Annotated in this window: 19 protein-coding genes; 11 read left to right on the plus strand and 8 right to left on the minus strand. The window is 71.6% G+C overall.

Features of this window, described 5'->3' with window-relative positions:
* The first annotated feature begins 65 nt into the window (after positions 1–65).
* The 5 genes from lepB (OG792_RS06705) to OG792_RS06725 all read left to right on the plus strand — a co-directional run bounded on the left by lepB (OG792_RS06705) (position 66) and on the right by OG792_RS06725 (position 3,293).
* Entirely contained in the window at positions 66–950 is an 885-nt protein-coding gene (lepB, locus tag OG792_RS06705) for a signal peptidase I (protein ID WP_329108350.1), read from the plus strand.
* A complete protein-coding gene (gene lepB / locus OG792_RS06710) occupies positions 947–1,603 on the plus strand; it encodes a signal peptidase I (RefSeq protein WP_329108351.1) in 657 nt (218 codons plus the stop codon). Before lepB (OG792_RS06705) ends, lepB (OG792_RS06710) begins: the two co-directional genes overlap by 4 nt.
* An 84-nt stretch (positions 1,604–1,687) precedes the next feature.
* A complete protein-coding gene (locus tag OG792_RS06715; protein ID WP_329108352.1) occupies positions 1,688–2,161 on the plus strand; it encodes an NUDIX hydrolase in 474 nt (157 codons plus the stop codon).
* On the plus strand, positions 2,161–2,973 hold the full coding sequence (locus OG792_RS06720) for a ribonuclease HII (RefSeq protein WP_329108353.1): 813 nt from the start codon (positions 2,161–2,163) through the stop codon (positions 2,971–2,973). Before OG792_RS06715 ends, OG792_RS06720 begins: the two co-directional genes overlap by 1 nt.
* Positions 2,970–3,293, plus strand: coding sequence for a DUF2469 domain-containing protein (locus OG792_RS06725; RefSeq protein ID WP_121158970.1), 324 nt, complete (start codon positions 2,970–2,972; stop codon positions 3,291–3,293). Before OG792_RS06720 ends, OG792_RS06725 begins: the two co-directional genes overlap by 4 nt.
* Before the next feature lie 94 nt (positions 3,294–3,387).
* On the opposite strand, the gene OG792_RS06730 is transcribed toward OG792_RS06725, so the two are convergent.
* Complete coding sequence (locus OG792_RS06730) at positions 3,388–4,518, minus strand: sulfite oxidase (RefSeq protein WP_329108354.1); 1,131 nt, start codon at positions 4,516–4,518, stop codon at positions 3,388–3,390.
* Between the two features lie 330 nt (positions 4,519–4,848).
* Between OG792_RS06730 and OG792_RS06735 the strand changes: the two genes are divergently transcribed.
* Complete coding sequence (locus OG792_RS06735) at positions 4,849–5,538, plus strand: murein hydrolase activator EnvC family protein (protein ID WP_329108355.1); 690 nt, start codon at positions 4,849–4,851, stop codon at positions 5,536–5,538.
* A gap of 28 nt (positions 5,539–5,566) precedes the next feature.
* Here OG792_RS06735 and OG792_RS06740 read toward each other — a convergent pair whose 3' ends face one another.
* The 4 genes from OG792_RS06740 to OG792_RS06755 all read right to left on the minus strand — a co-directional run bounded on the left by OG792_RS06740 (position 5,567) and on the right by OG792_RS06755 (position 9,956).
* Positions 5,567–6,757 (minus strand): aminotransferase class V-fold PLP-dependent enzyme, encoded by a 1,191-nt coding sequence (locus tag OG792_RS06740; RefSeq protein WP_329108356.1) that lies wholly within the window; start codon positions 6,755–6,757, stop codon positions 5,567–5,569.
* Positions 6,758–6,927: 170 nt separating this feature from the next.
* Complete coding sequence (locus OG792_RS06745) at positions 6,928–7,869, minus strand: tyrosine recombinase XerC (RefSeq protein WP_329108357.1); 942 nt, start codon at positions 7,867–7,869, stop codon at positions 6,928–6,930.
* A 189-nt stretch (positions 7,870–8,058) separates the two neighbouring features.
* Positions 8,059–8,844, minus strand: a complete 786-nt coding sequence (locus OG792_RS06750; protein ID WP_329108358.1) for a hypothetical protein — start codon at positions 8,842–8,844, stop codon at positions 8,059–8,061.
* 143 nt (positions 8,845–8,987) lie between these two features.
* Positions 8,988–9,956 (minus strand): helix-turn-helix transcriptional regulator, encoded by a 969-nt coding sequence (locus tag OG792_RS06755; RefSeq protein ID WP_329108359.1) that lies wholly within the window; start codon positions 9,954–9,956, stop codon positions 8,988–8,990.
* A 107-nt stretch (positions 9,957–10,063) separates the two neighbouring features.
* Between OG792_RS06755 and OG792_RS06760 the strand changes: the two genes are divergently transcribed.
* Entirely contained in the window at positions 10,064–10,498 is a 435-nt protein-coding gene (locus tag OG792_RS06760; RefSeq protein WP_329108360.1) for a VOC family protein, read from the plus strand.
* Positions 10,499–10,540: 42 nt separating this feature from the next.
* On the opposite strand, the gene OG792_RS06765 is transcribed toward OG792_RS06760, so the two are convergent.
* The gene (locus OG792_RS06765) at positions 10,541–11,821 is read right to left on the minus strand and encodes a DNA-processing protein DprA (RefSeq protein WP_329108361.1); all 1,281 of its coding nucleotides are present in this window, start codon (positions 11,819–11,821) and stop codon (positions 10,541–10,543) included.
* Positions 11,818–13,338 (minus strand): YifB family Mg chelatase-like AAA ATPase, encoded by a 1,521-nt coding sequence (locus OG792_RS06770; RefSeq protein WP_329108362.1) that lies wholly within the window; start codon positions 13,336–13,338, stop codon positions 11,818–11,820. Before OG792_RS06770 ends, OG792_RS06765 begins: the two co-directional genes overlap by 4 nt.
* Before the next feature lie 323 nt (positions 13,339–13,661).
* Between OG792_RS06770 and OG792_RS06775 the strand changes: the two genes are divergently transcribed.
* The 4 genes from OG792_RS06775 (at position 13,662) to OG792_RS06790 (ending at position 15,963) form a co-directional block, all read left to right on the plus strand.
* Entirely contained in the window at positions 13,662–14,015 is a 354-nt protein-coding gene (locus OG792_RS06775; RefSeq protein WP_329108363.1) for a winged helix-turn-helix transcriptional regulator, read from the plus strand.
* Positions 14,016–14,131: 116 nt separating this feature from the next.
* Positions 14,132–15,109: a pirin family protein gene (locus tag OG792_RS06780; RefSeq protein ID WP_329108364.1), complete on the plus strand. Its 978-nt coding sequence runs from the start codon at positions 14,132–14,134 to the stop codon at positions 15,107–15,109.
* A gap of 35 nt (positions 15,110–15,144) precedes the next feature.
* A complete protein-coding gene (locus OG792_RS06785; protein WP_329108365.1) occupies positions 15,145–15,474 on the plus strand; it encodes a GNAT family N-acetyltransferase in 330 nt (109 codons plus the stop codon).
* Positions 15,475–15,963, plus strand: a complete 489-nt coding sequence (locus OG792_RS06790) for a carboxymuconolactone decarboxylase family protein (protein ID WP_329108366.1) — start codon at positions 15,475–15,477, stop codon at positions 15,961–15,963.
* Positions 15,964–15,982: 19 nt separating this feature from the next.
* Here OG792_RS06790 and OG792_RS06795 read toward each other — a convergent pair whose 3' ends face one another.
* On the minus strand, positions 15,983–17,071 hold the full coding sequence (locus tag OG792_RS06795) for a threonine aldolase family protein (RefSeq protein WP_329108367.1): 1,089 nt from the start codon (positions 17,069–17,071) through the stop codon (positions 15,983–15,985).
* Between the last annotated feature and the right edge of the window lie 49 nt (positions 17,072–17,120).

Here is a 17,120-nt window from a genome sequence, read left to right on the forward strand (position 1 = left end):
TACCGCCCGGAGCCGATGTCGGCTCGACCGGGCGGTAGTGCTGTATCTCGGGACCGGGGAGATGCGTGGTACGCAGCGTGGATGAACAGGACGACGTCGAGCCCTGGCGCCGACGGGTCCGACGTGCCCGTAAGCAGATGCCGCTCTGGCAGGAGCTGCCACTGCTGCTCGTGGTCGCGTTCTGCCTGGCCGTACTGATCCGCAGTTTCCTGCTCCAGGCGTTCTTCATCCCCTCGGGGTCCATGGAGGACACCCTGTTGATCGGCGACCGGGTGCTGGTCAACAAGGTCGTCTACGACATGCGTGACCCGGTCCGCGGCGAGGTTGTCGTGTTCCGGGGCACCGACCGCTGGGCGCCGCAGCAGAGCGACGAGCCCGAGCCCGGTTTCGTCGGCAAGCTCGGCCGGACCGTGGGCGACCTGGTCGGGGTCAGCCGACCCGGCGAGAAGGACTTCATCAAACGCGTGGTCGGGGTCCCCGGCGATCGGGTGAAGTGCTGTGACGAGCAGGGACGGGTCACCGTCAACGACGTCCCGCTCGACGAGACGTACGTGTTGCAGGACTCGCCGCTGGACATCCCACCGGACCCGAAGGAGTGCCGCTCCCGACGGTTCGACGAGGTGGTGGTCCCGTCGGGCCAGCTGTTCGTGATGGGTGACCATCGACTCGTCTCACAGGACGCCCGGTGCCAGGGCCCGGTGCCGATCGAGAACGTGATCGGCCGGGCCTTCGTCGTCGTCTGGCCGTACAGCCGGTGGGACTCGCTGTCGGTTCCGGAGACCTTCGAGAAGCTGCCCGAGGTGGTCGCCGCACCGGCCGGGACCCACCCGCCGGTCACATCGGACGGCGGCGCCGGACTCGCGGTCGTACTGCCGATTCTGGGGCCGCTGTTCATTTCCGCGCGTTCCCGGCGTTGGCTCCCAGCTCGGCATCGTAGGCTCCACCCGTGATTGACGAGCAGACCGACAAGCCGAAGCCGCGTAACTCCTTCTGGCGGGAACTTCCGATCCTGCTGGGCGTGGCCGTGCTGGTCGCGGTCCTGGTCCGGGCGTTCGTGCTACAGACCTTCTACATCCCCTCACCGTCGATGCAACACACGCTGGACATCAACGACCGGGTTCTCGTCAACAAGCTGGTCTACGACTTCCGCGAGCCCGACCGGGGCGAGGTAGTGGTCTTCAAGGCGCCGTTCGAGTGGAGCAACAACCCCGACGGCGAGGACTTCATCAAGCGGGTGATCGGCGTCGGCGGTGACCACATCGTCTGCTGCGACCCGCAGGACCGGCTGATGATCAACGGGCACTCGCTGGACGAGCCGTACATCTTCAGTGAGAACGGGGTCCGGGACCGGCCCGCCGACGAGGAGTTCGACATCACCGTGCCGAAGGACCGGCTCTGGGTGATGGGCGACCACCGGTCGGCCTCCGGTGACTCGTTGGAGCACTGGGAGCAGTCGAAGTCCGCCAATCCCGACGGGGACATCAATCTCGCCACGATCCCGGTGGACTCGGTGGTCGGGCGGGCCTTCACCGTCTTCTGGCCGCTGGACCGGGCCAAGTGGTTGTCCGTGCCCGAGTCGTACGACGGGGTTCCCAATCCGTAACACCGGACCGTGCGGTTCCCGATCGGTCGCGCGCCGTGCCGGCCGCCCGTCTTCGGGCGGACCGGGCGCGTCTAGGCTGAGCCGGTGACCGTCTTCACCCCTCGCCGGGCCGCCCGGGTGCTGCTGCTCGACGGCGCCGACCGGGTGTTGCTGTTCCACGGCTGGGACCCGGCACGGCCCGAGCACCGGTACTGGTTCACCCCCGGTGGCGGCCTGGACCCCGATGAGTCCCCGACCGAGGGCGCCGTCCGCGAGCTGGCCGAGGAGACCGGGCTGCGACTGACCCCGGACCAGATCGGCCAGGCGGTCTGGCAGGAGGTCACCGAGTTTCCGTTCGACGGCCGGTGGTACCGCCAGGAGCAGGACTTCTTCCTGGTCCGGGTGCCGGCCGAGCGGCCCGCCTTCGAGGTCGACACGGCCGGCTTCGACCAGATCGAGCGGGACAGCATCGACGAGCACCGCTGGTGGTCGGTGGCCGACATCGAGCGTACCGACGACCGGGTCTATCCGACCGAGCTGCCGGCCCTGCTGCGCCGCCTGCTGGGCGGTGAGCGCTAGTGCTGACCCCGCCGCGCACCGTGGTCCGCCGGGAGGGCGGCCTGTACGCACTGGAGCGCGCCCTGCAACGGCGCGGCTTCCGCTATGTCGCCGGTGCGGACGAGGCCGGCCGGGGCGCCTGCGCGGGCCCGCTGGTGGCCGCTGCGGCGGTGCTGCCCGAGGGCCGGCGCGGCGAGATCGACGAGCTGGCCGACTCGAAGCTGCTGACCCCGGCCGCCCGCGAACGGGTCTACCGGGCCGTGGTCGACCAGGCGCTGGCGTACGCCGTGGTGGTCATCCCTGCCGACGAGGTGGACTCGCGCGGGCTGCACGTGTGCAACCTCGCGGCGATGCGTCGGGCGCTCGCGTCGCTGTCCACCCGACCGGAGTACGTGCTCACCGACGGCTTCGGGGTGGACGGGCTCGGCGTGCCGGGTCTCGCCGTGTGGAAGGGTGACCAGGTCGCCGCGTGTGTCGCCGCCGCCAGTGTGCTGGCCAAGGTGACCCGTGACCGGATCATGGTCGAGCTCGACGGCCGGTACCCCGATTACGGGTTCGCCGAGCACAAGGGTTACATCACGGCGGAGCACACGGCCGCGTTGGAGCGTCACGGAGCGTGCGAGGAGCACCGCTTCTCGTACGTGAACGTGGCATCGATCTCCGGTCGGGCCGAGCGCCCGCCACGGTCGCGGAGGCCGGTGCGGGTCGGTGGGGATGAGCCGAGGAAGCGGACAACCCCGCCAGGGGGTACCGTCGGCGTGGCGTTGGGGGAGCAGCCTCGGCCGCCAGCGTTGGTGGGGGAAGATGTGGCCATGGAAGGCGGAGTGCGATGAGCGCGGAAGATCTCGAAAAGTACGAGACCGAGATGGAACTGCAGCTCTACCGGGAGTACCGCGATATCGTCCGCCAGTTCTCCTACGTGGTCGAGACCGAGCGTCGGTTCTATCTTGCCAATCAGGTCGACCTGCACGTGCGGAACTCGGACGGCGAGGTCTACTTCGAGGTGGAGATGCACGACGCGTGGGTCTGGGATATGTACCGTCCCGCGCGATTCGTGAAGAATGTCCGGGTCATGACGTTCAAGGACGTCAACGTGGAAGAGCTAGAAAAGCCGGAGATCTCCCTTCCGGCGGATTCCGGCTTCGGTAACTGAGCAACCTCGGCGACTCTGAGCAACCCGAGCAACTGAGCGCTGAGCTACCGGCGGGGGCCGGCGGTACGGCCGGCCGACCCCCGAGCACGGCCACTCACGCGTCGAGGACGGCGACCTCGACCCGCTGCACCAGGTTGTTGGCGAACCCGCCCCGGTTCCACGGCTGCTCCACCGGCTGCGTACGCCCCGACGCGTCCGTCGCCCGAGCGCTCAGGGTGTAGCGGCCGGGCGTGGCGACCCAGTCGTACCGCCAGCCGCGCCAGGCCCACTGGGTGCCGATCGACCCCTTCCCGGCCTGCCCGGTGGCCGGATCGAGGGTGGCCGGAGCCCAGGTGAGGCCACCGTCGACGGTCACCTCCACGCCGGTCACCGGGGCGTGGCCGGACCAGGCCCGACCGGTCAGCGGGACCGTACCGGGTCGCAGGGCCCGGGCCCGGGACATGAAGTCGGGGAAGCCGGGTGGCTGGACCAACGCTCTCGGCTCGATCCGGGTCACCGGCACGCCCGGATCGTCGGCGTGCTGGCGTACCCGGTAGGCGACCGCGTTCTGGTAGCCGGTGAACTCCCGGTCGAGCGCCTCGATCCGGTGCAGCCACTTGACGTGCGCCATGCCGTACCAGCCCGGCACGACCAGGCGCAGCGGGGCACCGTGTTGCGGCAGCAGCGGGGCACCGTTCATCTCGTACGCCAACAGCACGTCCTCGCGCAGTGCCTCGGGCACCGGCAGCGACCGCTGGTAGTCCTGCTCCACCCCGCGCTCCACCCCGTGGTCGGCACCGGTGAAGAGGACCTCGATCGCGTCTGGCGCCAGCCCAGCGTCGCGCAGCAGCGGCGCCAGCGGGGTGCCGGTCCAGTCCGCCGTGCCCACCGCCTCGACCAGCCACGGCTGGCTCACCGGGCGGGGCTCCAGCAGTGCCCGACCGTTGCCGGCGCATTCCAGCGTGACCCGGTGGGTGACCCGGGGGCGGCGCTTCAACTCGGCCAGGTCCAGAACCAGCGGCCGGTCCACCCGACCGTCGATCGTGAGCGTGTGGCTCTCGGCACTTGTGTCCGGAATGTCATAGTGGGTGAGCAGGTAGTGCAGGCCGACCGGCGTGACGTCGTACCGCAGTGCCTCCAGCGGCAGCCCGTGGTTCCGGGCGGCCAGTTGAAGCTCCTCGGGGCTGATCCCCTCGCCCGGCTCCGCCAGCCGCGACGGGCCGCTCACCTCGTCCACCGTCGTCATCAGTCGGCCTCCCCGGCTCGGGCCCATGATCGGGCGCACCGCACCAGCCTAGGTTCTGCCCGGCGTACGCCTCCGGGGTGGTCCGGTGCTGGTCAGCGCGGGTGGCGGAGGACGTACGGGGCGTGCGGGTCGGGCACGACGAGGAAGGCCGTGACGATGGCGACGACCGTCAGGGGCCGCAGGTCCCGAACTGCCGGGCCGCCCGCACCGGCCACGCCGTACATAGCAGATCAACCGCCTCGGCGGGCGTTTTCCACAGCCGGTCCCGGCTGTCCACAGACCGCCTCGGATCGGTTGCGTCGCCGGACGCCAGCGGCCACGCTCGCGGCCATGAGGACGTACCGTGCCCCGACCTTCCCGGCCCCGGCCCTGCCGCTGATCCTGTTGACAGCGCTGCTACCGGCGACGCCGGCGGCACCCGCACCCGCATCGGCCGTCGGGTCGCAGGTTGGGTCGATGGTCGGGTCGCAGCTCGGGTCGATGGTCTGGTCGGCCGCGGTTCAGCGGGTGCCGCTCGGGTCGATGGTCTGGTCGGCGGCGGTCCAGCGGGTAGCGGTCGAAGTGGTAGCGGCCGAGGTGGTGCCGGTCGAGGCGGGGTGGCGGTGGCCGTTGGCGGGCGTACCCCGGGTGGCCCGCCGGTTCGACCCGCCGCCGCTGCCGTGGCAGCCCGGCCATCGCGGCGTCGACCTCGAAGGCGAGGCCGGTGCGTCGGTCCGCGCGGCCGGCCCCGGCGTGGTGCTCTACGCCGGCCGGGTCGCCGGCACGCCGGTGGTGAGTGTCTCCCACGTGGACGGCCTGCGGACCACCTACCAACCCGTCGAACCCGCCGTACGCGTCGGTGATCGGATCGCCGCCGGGGACCCGATCGGAACCCTGCTCCCCGGCCATCCCGGCTGTCTCGCCGGAGTCTGCCTGCACTGGGGCCTGCGCCGGGCCGAGCACTACCTCGACCCCCTGGCGCTGCTCAACCTGGCCCGGGTCCGGCTGCTACCACTGACCGCCCGACACCAACCGCCCTGACGCCGACCGCCGCCGACCGGCAGCGCGCTCAGCGGGCGGCGGCGAGCAGGCCGGGCAGGGCCTCGGCGAGCCGGTCGTACTCCTCGGCCCGGTTGTAGACCTGCGCGCTGAGTCGCAGCCAGCCCCGGCCGCCCCACGGGCCGAGGAAGACGTCGGTGGCGAGCGTGTCGGCGACCCGCTGCCGCAACGCGATCGCGTCGGGAAAGGTGGTGGCCACGCCGTCCGGCAGCGGGACGAGGCGCATGGCGATCGTCGGTCCGCCGGGGTCCGGCAGATCGGCCGCTCCCAGACCGAGCGCCGCACCCACCACCCGCTGACCGTACGCGGCGAGCGCGGCGTTGTGCGCCCTGACCCGGTCGACGCCGAGGCTGCGCAGGGTGAACAGACCCACCGGCGCGGCCAGCCAACTGGAGTAGTCGAGGGTCGCCTGGAACTCGACGTTGAGCGGGAACCCGGTTTCCTGCTCCCAGGAGACGACCAGCGGTTCGATCCGGGCCCGCCAGCGGGGCGCCACCACCAGCGCGGCGGTGCCCCGAGGGGCGTACGCCCACTTGTGGAAGTTGCCGGTCCAGAAGTCGGCGCCGATCCGGTCCACCTCGACCGGCAGCATGCCGGGGGCGTGCGCCGCATCGACCAGCACCGGCACGCCGAGCTCACGGGCCACGGCGACGATCGCGGCGACCGGGAAGAGGCGGGCGGTGGGCGAGGTGATCTGATCCACGATCAGCAGCTTGGTCCGTCCCGGCCGTAGACCGGATCGGATGATCTCCACTATCTCGGCGTCGGTGGCGGCCAGCGGCACGTTCAGGGTTCGCGCCACCGCACCCGTACGCCGGCATTCCCGCTCGACGGACAGGGCGACCGCGCCGTACCCGTGATCGGTGCTGACCACCTCGTCACCCGGTTCCAGGCGCAGCGACTGCAACACCACGGCGGTGCCGGTGGTGGCGTTGCCGACCAGCGCCGTGCCCTCCGGATCGGCACCCAGAAAGGTTGCCAGGTGGCGACGGGCGTGGGCGACCCGTTCCGACAGCCCGCGGGTGTAGAACCGTTGCGGGTTGGACTCGGTCTCGTCCCGCAGCCGCTGCTGCGCGCGCTGGACGCTGATCGGCACGGTGCCGAACGATCCGTGGTTGAGATGGCTGACCGCCGGGTCGAGCGAGAAGAACAGCCGGGCCCCGCAAAACGGTTCGGGCGGTGGTGACGCTGCGTCGCTCACGTGATCATCCTAATCCCGCCCGTTTCCCACCACCCCAACCAATCCACAATCCCTGGCCCCCTTCCTCTCCCTCCCCCGGTGGGCCCTCCTACCGAGAATGAGTGGTAATTCGAGCGCTGATTACCACTCATTCTCTGTAGGAGGGCCAGGAGATGGGTGGGGGTGGGGTGTTAGGCGCGGGGGTGGGCTTGGCGGTAGGCGGCGCGGAGGCGTTCGGCGGAGACGTGGGTGTAGATCTGGGTGCTCGACAGGGAGGCGTGGCCGAGCAATTCCTGTACGGCACGCAGGTCGGCGCCGCCTTCGAGCAGGTGGGTCGCGGCGGAGTGGCGAAGCCCGTGCGGGCTGGTCCGGGGCAGGCCGGCGGCCCGTGCGTAGGTGGCGACCACCCGACGGGCGATGGTCGGCAGGAGCCGCCCGCCGCGTTGCCCGAGCAGCAGCGCGTCCCCGCTGTCCGGCCCGGCGAGTGCGGGCCTCCCGAACCGGAGCCATTCGTCGAGCGCCCGCTGCGCCGGTACGCCGTACGGGACCGAGCGTTCCTTGTTGCCCTTGCCGAGCACCCGGACCACCCGACGACCGTGGTCGACGTCGCCGGTGTCCAACCCGCACAGCTCGCTCACCCGTACCCCGGTGCCGTAGAGCAGTTCGAGCATTGCCCGGTCGCGCAGCAGCAGCGGAGACGCCTCGTCACCGGGGGCCAGCACGAGGGTGGTCGCCTGGTCGGCGCGGAGCACGCTCGGCAGTTCCCGGTGCGCCTTGGGGCTGGCCAGCGCGGCGCCGACATCGGTGGCGATCCGACCGGTGCGATGCGCCCAGCCGCTGAACGTACGCGCCGAGGCGGCTCGCCGGGCCAGCGTCGTACGGGCGGCGCCGAGCGTACGGACCTTCGCCAGCCAGCTTCGCAACGCGGCGAGGTCCAGCTCGGCGGGGGTGCCGCAGCCGAGCCGGACGGCGTGGTCGAGCAGGGAGACGATGTCACCGACGTAGGCCCGGACGGTGTGGCTGGACCGGTTGTCGACCCGGGACAGGTGCCGGGCGAAGTCGTCCACCGCGTCGCGCATCGATTGCGGCAGACGCTCGTGCATCGTCCGGGTACTGCGGCTGTCGCGGCTCATCGCCTGTGACCGTCGGCCGTACGCCGACCGGAGTCAAGCCGGCTCGCCGAAAACCGTCGGCCGTCGGACGTACGTCGACCGGAGTCAGGCTGGCTCGCCGGTAACTGTGCCCCGAGCCGGGATGGCTGTGGGTGTGGGCGGGGCGGAGGTGTGTCCGGCCCCGCCCACACCCACGGCCGGGGCTGTTGGTCAGGCGGTCGGGTTCTGGGCCTGTTCCTTGGCGCCCTGGACACGGCTGATGATGTCGTGCACCGGCTTGGTGCCGCTGCCGACCATCACACCGGTGACGATCGCGTCCACCCAGACCGGCAGCCCGTCCCACTCCGGACCGGCGATCGCGTGCAGCACGTAGAAACCGCCGGCGCTGGAGGCGACCGTGGCGACCGCGGTCGCGATGCCCCAGGCGACGATGGTCCGGTTGCCCCGAGCCCGCTCGACCTGCGCCTTCGCGTGCGCCACCGCGGCCAGATCGGCGTGGGTGGGGTTCCCGGTCCGGTTGGCCAGCGCCACGATCGACTGTTCGAGCGCGGCTTCGGTACGCCGGCCGGGGAACCAGCGGGAGAAGGGTTCCAGCACCCGCTCGACCGCGGCGGCGAAGACGAGCAACGTACCGAAGACGGCGGTGGTGTCCGGCGGCTGGATGATTGTGGCGGCCCCGCCGCTCGACCAGATCTGCCACGCACCGTAACCACCGGCCGCGATGGTCGCGAACGCCGCGATCACGGCACCGAGACCGGCCTGCTGGGAGGTGACCGAGGCGGCCTCGGCGGGTGCCTCCGCGTCGGCACCGACCGGCTGACCCCGGTCCGGGTTGCCGGCGGCAGTCGATGCGTCGTTGCCGGCGGCAGTGGATGCGTCGCCGGTGACCGGTGTGGACGTGACGGTGTCGGCCTGGGCGGCGGCGACGCGACTCACCGCCGTCACCACCAGTTGTCCGGCATTGTCCAGAACGGACGCGCGTCGTACCAGAGCCATGACAAATCCTCCGTTTGGGCGCGACTTTGCGCTGAGCCGTGCGGAAGGCTACGCCCCGACGATGTCGCGGATGTCACGGGGAGCGGGGATGGTCGATGGCCTGCCGGTACGGGTCGATCGAGCCGGACGATGCCGATGTCGGGCTATCCGGCGCGGGGTTCTCCGGCGGCGGCGGAGTAGCGGGTGGCGAGCGTACGGAGGTGGTCGCGCAGTTCCGGCGGATCGAGCACGGTGAAGGCGACGCCGAGTTGCCCGAGGAAGCCGGCGAGGTCGTGCAGCAGGTCGGATCCGGTCTCCAGCAGGCAGTTTCGCTCGTCGACGACGGTCAGCAGGCCCGCCTCCGGCGGTATCCGTTCGGCGATGACCTCGGCGGGCGCGTGCAGGCGTACCCGGGCCTGGTATTTCCAGGCCAGCGAGCGTAGGCCGCGCATGACATGGCTGGCGGCGCCACCTTCCGGCGGCTCACGCGGGGCGAAGCGCGGCCCGTTCGGCAGCCGGAGTCGGATCCGGTCGGCCCGGTACGTACGCCAGTCCTCCCGGTCGGTGTCCCAGGCCACCAGGTACCAGCGGCGTCCGGTGTAGACGAGCCGGTGGGGTTCGGCCCGGCGGGTGCTGCTCCGGCCATCGCGGTCGAGGTAGTCGAAGCGCAGTAGTTCGTAGTCACGCGCGGCGGCCGCGACGATGGTGAGGGTTTCGACGTCCACGGTCGGTCCGCCGCCCGCCGCGGATTCGGTGGCCGACCGCAGCGCGTCGATCCGATGGCGCAGCCGGGTGGGCAGCGTCTGTTCGAGTTTGGTCAGGGCCCGCAGCGACGGGTCCTCGATCCCGGCGACCGTACCCCCGGCGGCGGCGCGCAGGCCGACGGCGACCGCTACGGCTTCCTCGTCATCGAGCAGCAGCGGCGGCAGTTCCGCGCCGGCACCGAGGCGGTAGCCGCCGGTGGTTCCGGTGGCCGAGTGCACCTGGTAGCCGAGCTGGCGCAGCCGCTCGACGTCGTTGCGGACGGTTCGGGTGGTGACGTCGAGTCGGCCGGCCAGATCCGCGCCGGACCAGGTACGCCGGGTCTGTAGCAGGGTCAGCAGGCGCAGCAGCCGAACCGAGGTTTCCAACATTGCCGAAGTCTGTCAGGCATTGAGGAACGGGAGGTTCCGCAATGGTGGGTAGCGTCCACGACAGCACCAGGGAAACGCAACTGACCAGCAATTTTGGAGGGTTCACCATGAGCGGCACCCCGATCCTGCGCGGCATGGCCACGGTCACCTACTTCGCCGACGACCTGGACGCGGCGACGCGGTGGTACGCCGAACTGCTCGGCATCGAGCCGTACTACGAGTTCCCCGGCCCGGACGGCCAGCCCGGATACCGCGAGTTCCGGCTCGGCGACTACCAGCACGAGTTGGGCCTGATCGACAGCCGCTACCGGCCCGGCGGGGCGGCGGCGTCCGGGCCCGGCGGCGCGGTCCTGTTCTGGCACGTGGACGATGTGACGGCGGCGCTGGAGAAGCTGACGTCGATGGGCGCGAAGGAGTACGAGCCCCGCGTCGACCGTCCGTCGGGCTTCGTCACCGCCTCCGTGGTCGACCCGTTCGGGAACGTGCTCGGCATCATGTACAACCCGCACTACCTGGAGACCCTGGCCGGCAGCCGGGCCTGACCGGCACCCGTACCCGGAGGCAGAGGTCACAGGCCGCCGGTATCAATTGGCGGTGGTGGTCGGGCGCGGGGACGGGGCGGCGATGGCGTAGCCGCCGTCGCGGCGGACGATCAGGTCGAGGTCTTCGAGCAGGGCGAGCTTGCGCAGCGTGAGCCGGATGTCCAGGCCGGCGCGGGCGGCAAGCTCGTCCGGGCCGAGGGCGCCCCGCCGGGGGAGCGCTTCGAGGACCAGGGCCGATTCGTCGTCGAGCAGGTCGCGGGGCTGGCGGGGGGCGCGGGCGAGCGGGGCCAGGTCCGCGCCGATCCGGCCGACCTCTTCGAGTACGTGTGGCACGCCGGTCACCAGCCGGGTGCGCGGATGTTCGCGGAGCAGTTCGTGGGCGCCCACGGACATCGCGGAGGTCACCGGGCCGGGCACGACCATCGCCGGCCGGTTGATGGCCAGCGCACGGCGCAGCGTCTGGGTGGCACCACTGCGGGCCGCGGCCTCGACCAGCACGGTTCCGGCGGTGGCCGCCGCGATCAGCCGGTTGCGGATCAGGAACCGGTGGCGCAGCGGCTCGGCGCCCGGCATCCACTCGCTGATCAGCAGTCCGGTCTCCACGATTCGGTCGAACAGCGAACTGTTGCCCGCCGGATAGGGCCGGTCCACCCCGCAGGCGAGTACGGCCACCGTCAGCCCGCCCGCGTTGAGTGCGCCCCGGTGGGCGGCGGCGTCGACGCCGTGTGCGCCACCGGACACCACGGTCCACCGCCGGTTGGCCAGTCCGTAGCCGAGTTCGGTGGCGACGTAACCGCCGTACGATGTGGCGGCTCGGGCACCCACGACGGCGACCGCCCGGTCGAGCGTCTCGGCCAGCGGCCATTGTCCGCGCACCCAGATGGCCAGCGGTGGCGCGGTGTCCTGGTCGATTCTGCGCTCGGCGGCGGCCAGCGACAGCAGTTCCAGGTCACGGACCTGCGGCGGCCACTCGTCGTCCTCCGGTACGACGATGCGGGCATCGAGCCGCCCGGTGTGCGCGATCGCGGCGGCGGCAACCTCGTGCGGGTCACCGGCCGCCCGCCGGGCCGCCACCGCGGCCAGCAACCGCCGGTCCGGTACGTCACCGGCGAGCACCCGGTCCAGCGCGCCGACCGGCCCGAACTCCCGCACCAGCCGGTAGACCGACCAGGTGCCCGGTTCGGCGAGCCAGGTCAGGGCGACCCGGGCCAGCCTGACCCCGGCCAACTCGTCGGGCGGTGGCGGCGAATCCGTCGCCGGTTGGAGTGGGCCGGGAAGCGGGTGGATCGGCTCCGCCGGGGTGATCCGGCTCGGGATGCTCATGACGTCTCCATGGTTCGCAGGTTGGTTGCCTCGGCGACGTCGTCGGCGCCCGGCCGGTCCCGCCCGTCGAGGTCGGAGATGGTCCACGCCATCCGGATGATCCGGTCGAAGCCCCGCGCGGAGAGGGATCCCCGGTCCAGTCGCCGGCGCAGCGTGTCGGTGCTGGCCGCCGGCAGCCGCCAGCGGGCCTGGCGTAGGTAGGGTCCGGGTACGTCGGCGTTGACCTTCCAGCCGAGCCCGGCCCAGCGGGCGGTCGCCGCGGCTCGGGCGGCCGCGACCCGAGCGCCGATCTCGGCCGAGGACTCGTTCGACTCGCCGCTGTCCATCAGCTCGGCCGCGCCCAACGGGCTGAGCGTCACCTGTACGTCGATCCGGTCCAGCAGCGGGCCGGAGATCCGGGACAGGTACCGCCGACGGGCCAACGGCGTGCACTCGCAGTGGGTGTCCCCGGCGGGCTTCGCGCACGGGCACGGATTCGACGCGAGTACGAGTTGCACCCTGGCCGGATATTCGGTGCCACCCCTGGCCCGGTTGATCACCACTCGACCGTGCTCCAGCGGTTGCCGCAGCGCGTCGAGTGCCCGCGACTGGAACTCGGCCGCCTCGTCCAGGAACAGGATGCCCCGATGGGCCAGTGAGACGGCTCCGGGACGGGCCAGCCCCGATCCGCCCCCGACGATCGCCGGTACGGTCGCGGTGTGGTGCGGGGCCTGGAACGGCGGCCGGCGTACGAGTTCCCCGCCCGGCGGCAGGAGGCCGGCGATGGAGTGCAGCGCGGTCACCTCCAGGGCGGTGTCGTCGTCCAGTTCGGGCAGGATCGACGGGAGCCGTTCGGCGAGCATCGTCTTGCCGGCACCGGGCGGGCCGAGCAGCGCCAGGTGGTGTCCACCGGCGGCGGCGACCTCGACCGCCCGCCGACCCAGCCCCTGACCGGCGACCTCGGACAGGTCCGGCCCCGACACGGGTGGAGCGGTCCGGCGCGGTGGCGGGTCGAGCAGCCCCACCCCGTCCCGGACGTACGCGACGAGCCGGTGCAGGCTGTCCACCGCCCGAACCCGCACTCCCGGTACGACCGCAGCCTCGGCGGCGTTCTCGACCGGTACGACCACCCGACTGATCCCCGCTCGTGCCGCGGCCACCACCATCGGCAGTACGCCCCGGATCGGTCGGACGGTCCCGTCGAGCCCCAGTTCACCGAGGATCACCACGTCCGCCAGCGGTGCCAGCGGCAGTTCGCCGGAGCCGCCGAGCATTGCCGCCGCGATGGCGAGATCGAATCCCGAACCGTGTTTGGGCAGGGTGGCGGGGAGCAGGTTGACCGTGATCCGACGGTTGGGCCAGTGTTGGCCGGAGTTGACGATCGCCGCGCGTACCCGGTCGCGGGCCTCGTTGAGGGCGGTGTCGGGCAGGCCGGACAGGACGACGGCGGGCAGTCCGGGGGCGAGGTCGGCCTCGACCTCCACCAGGTGCCCGGTCACCCCGACCAGGCCGACGCAGAGCACCTTCGCGTAGCTCACCGCGACCCGCAGGGCTCGGCCTCGGGCGGGTGGGGATGCCGGCCGACGCGCTGGACTGGCATACCACGAACGCGGGGCGACGGTTGCGTGGCCGACGGGGATCCCAGGCGGGCGAGTGCGGCTGGTCGAGCGGTTGTCATGGCAGGGACGGTGACCGATTCGCGCGGTCACCGGTAGCCCGCGCCAGCGCTCCTGTGGACAACCGGAGCGCCTGTGGACGGTCGGACGATCATGCCCTCGTTGTGCTAAGGATGTGCGCGTTTCTCGGTAAGGCTAGCCGCTTCGAAAAGCATAGCGCCAGCGGATCTGCTAGCTTTGGTGGCATGACCAGGGCCGTCAACCACGCCGAGGCGGGAGCCTGCGACCGGGCCGACGCGGCCCTGGCGCGTGCCTTCGGCGTACTCGGTAAGCGGTGGAGTGCGCTGGTGCTCGGCAGCCTGCGCAGTGGACCGGCCGGATTCCGTGAGTTGTCCCGAGCCGTCGAGGGTGTCAGCGATTCGGTGCTTTCCGACCGGCTGTCCGAGTTGACCGAGGTCGGTCTCGTCGCCCGTACGGTGGAAGCCGGGCCCCCGGTGTCGGTCTCCTACGAGCTGACCTCGGGCGGACTGGCCCTCATCCCGGTGCTCACCGAGATCTCCCGCTGGGCCACCGACCACCTCCCACACGACAAGCCCTGACCCACCGGGCCTGGTCGAGGTGCTGTACGGGACCGTGTCGGTGGTCCCCGACGCGGGCTAGGCTCGGCGGGTTGACGGCGGAGATCCGCGCGCCGCCCGGAGGCTGGAGGACGTACGTGAGCACCACCGAGGCCGATCCGGAGTTCACCACCTGCGAGTCCGGGCCGGAGGGGCTCCAGATCCTGGAACCACGGCTGGTGCCGCTGGGCGGGCTGCGGGCGCTGAACGTACGCCGGACCCTGCCGCAACGGGCCAGGTCGCTGATTGGCGCCTGGTGCTTCGTGGACCACTACGGCCCGGACGACGTGACCGAGTCTGGCGGGATGGCGGTGCACGGCCACCCGCACACCGGGCTACAGACCGTGAGCTGGCTCTTTGACGGGGAGATCGAACACAGGGACACGGTCGGCTCGGTCCGTACGGTCCGGCCCGGCGAGGTGAACCTGATGACCGCCGGTCGGGGCATCGCGCACTCGGAGTTCTCGACCCCGGACACCACCGTGCTGCGCGGGGCACAGCTCTGGATCGCCCTGCCCGAGCACGAGCGGCACAGCGAACCCCGGTTCGAGCACTACGCACCCGAGCCGGTCAGCATCGCCGGTGCCAGGGTGAGCGTCTTCGTCGGCTCCCTGCTCGGGTCGACCTCCCCGGTGCGTACGGCCACCCGCCTGCTCGGGGCGCAGTTGCGGCTCGACGCCGGGGCGACGGTGACCATCGAGGTGGACCCGGCCTTCGAACACGGCATCCTGGTCGACGACGGGCGGGTGACCGTCGCCGGTGCCGACGTCGGCCAGTCCGAGCTGCTCTTCGTCCAACTCGGACCGGCCAGCCTGACCATCACCGCCGAGTCCGGACCGGCCCGGATCCTGCTGCTCGGCGGCGAACCGCTGAACGAGCGGATCATCATGTGGTGGAACTTCATCGGGCGTACGCACGAGGAGGTTGTCGGATACCGCGACCGGTGGCAGGCGCAGGCGTTCGGCACCCACGACGAAGGCAGCGGTGAACGGCCGTACGGGCCGTTTCCCGCCGACTGGCAACAGCTCATCCCGGCGCCGCCCCTGCCCGGCGGCCGGCTGAAGCTCCGCCCCTGAGCCCCCCGACCCTTCCCCGGAGACGAGGCACGTCCATGACGAACACCAACCCCGAACCAACCGTCGAGCTGGACGAGGCCGGGCACCGGTACACCATCACCGTCGCCGGTGCGGTCGCCGGCTTCGCCCGGTATTTCGACAACGACGGCCAACGGGTCTTCTTCCACACCGAGATCGACAAGGAGTACGGCGGCCAGGGGCTGGGCGGCCGACTCGTCGGCGGAGCACTCGACCACGTACGCGCCGCCGGGCTGCGGATCGTGCCGATCTGCCCGTTCGTGAAGTCGTACCTCGGTCGGCACCACCAGTTTGACGACCTGATCGACCCGGTCACCCCGAACCTGCTCGCCCGGATCGGTGCATAGGTGCCGCCGGCCCGCCGCCTCTATCTCGACAAGCAGTCATCCGCGATCTTCAAATCGCTCACCGCGGTCGCCGTCCAGGTACGGGCCCAGGCCACCGAACTCGGCCTGAGCCGTCGCCTGCTCGAACTGGTCAACATCCGGGTCTCGCAGCTCAACGGGTGCGGGTACTGCCTGCAACTGCACACCGCGCGAGCGCTCGCCGAGGGCGAGACCACGCACCGGCTCTCCGTGCTGACCGTCTGGCGGGAGACCGAGCTGTTCGAGCCGAGGGAGCGGGCCGCGCTGATGCTCGCCGAGGGGGCGACCCTGGTGGCCGGCGAGCGGATCACCGACGCCGAGTACGCCTGGGTCACCTCGGTGCTGACCGCCGACGAGATCTCCGTACTGAGCTGGGCGGCGATCACGATCAACTCGTTCAACCGGGTGTCGATCCTGAGTCGGCACCCCGTACCGGTGCAGGGCCCGGCGGTGGCCGCGGACGCCGGCTAGGCTGCTTCGCCGGCGTGGGTCAGCGTTCGCGGACCGCGCGCAGCACCAGTTCGCGCAGCAGCTCGACCACCTCGGCCGGGGTGAAGTCCATCGCGTTCTCGTGCACCGTGACCTCAAAGCTCGACCTGGTCGGATCCGGCGCGGACCGGATCCGACCGAAGAGCTGGACGCCGTGCTCGGCGAGCATCGCCGCTGCGGCCCGTTCGACCGCCGGACCGCCCGCCGGCAGGTGCACGTGGAACAGCGGGGTCTGCGGCGGGTCCGGCCAGGCCAGCGCCACCCCGTCGGCGTTGATCGCCGCCGCGATCGCGATCGCGTGATCCCGGTAGGCCGGCATCCGGGGCAGCAGCGTGTCGAGCCCGGCGAGCGCGGCCAGGGCCAGCGGCCAGGCGTCGGCGATCGCCCCACCGAGCCGGGTACGCCACACCGCCGCCTCCGCGATCGTCGCCGCGTCGGCCGCCAGGACCGCACCGCGTACGCCCTGGAGGGCCTTGTAGAGCGACACGTACACGGTGTCGAAGAGACCGGCGATCTCGTCGAACGGCAGCCGGTAGTAGGTCTGCGCCTCCCAGATCCGGGCGCCGTCCAGGTGCGTTGCCGCCCCGCCGGCCCGTACCGCCTCGACCTGCGCGCGCAGGTCGTCCCACTCGGGCAGCTGACCGCCGATGTCGCGCTGTGGCAGCTCCCACAGCACCGCCGCCAGGGGTTCACCGATCGCGTCGAGGTCCGCGCCGGTCATCAGCCGGTGGCGGTCACCGGCCGGGTGGAACCGCAACCCGTGTACGACCTGGTAGCCCTGTGCCTCCCAGGTATCCAGGTGGGTCTGCGGGTGGGCGGCGAAGGTGGGTACGCCGCGACGCTGGGCGTGGATCCGGAGCGCGACCTGCTGGGCCATCGTCCCGGTCGGGAAGAACAGCGCGGATTCCTTGCCGAGCAGGGTGGCCAGCCGCCGTTCGAGCTGCGCCATCGGCCCGTCCGGACCGGCGGTCGGGGTGTCGGTGTCGACCCGGTCGAGGAGTTGTCGGAGCACCGCCTGCGGGCTCAGCCGGATCGGCGCGTGCGCGAACAGGGATCGCCGGATCGGCGGGCGGGCATCGGGCGTCGACATGATCCAGAGCATGCCGTTGTTGCCACCTTCTCGCAATAAAGCTCGGTCC

Origin of the sequence: Micromonospora sp. NBC_01699 (assembly GCF_036250065.1) — a bacterium.
In the GTDB taxonomy this organism is placed as follows: Bacteria; Actinomycetota; Actinomycetes; order Mycobacteriales; family Micromonosporaceae; genus Micromonospora_G.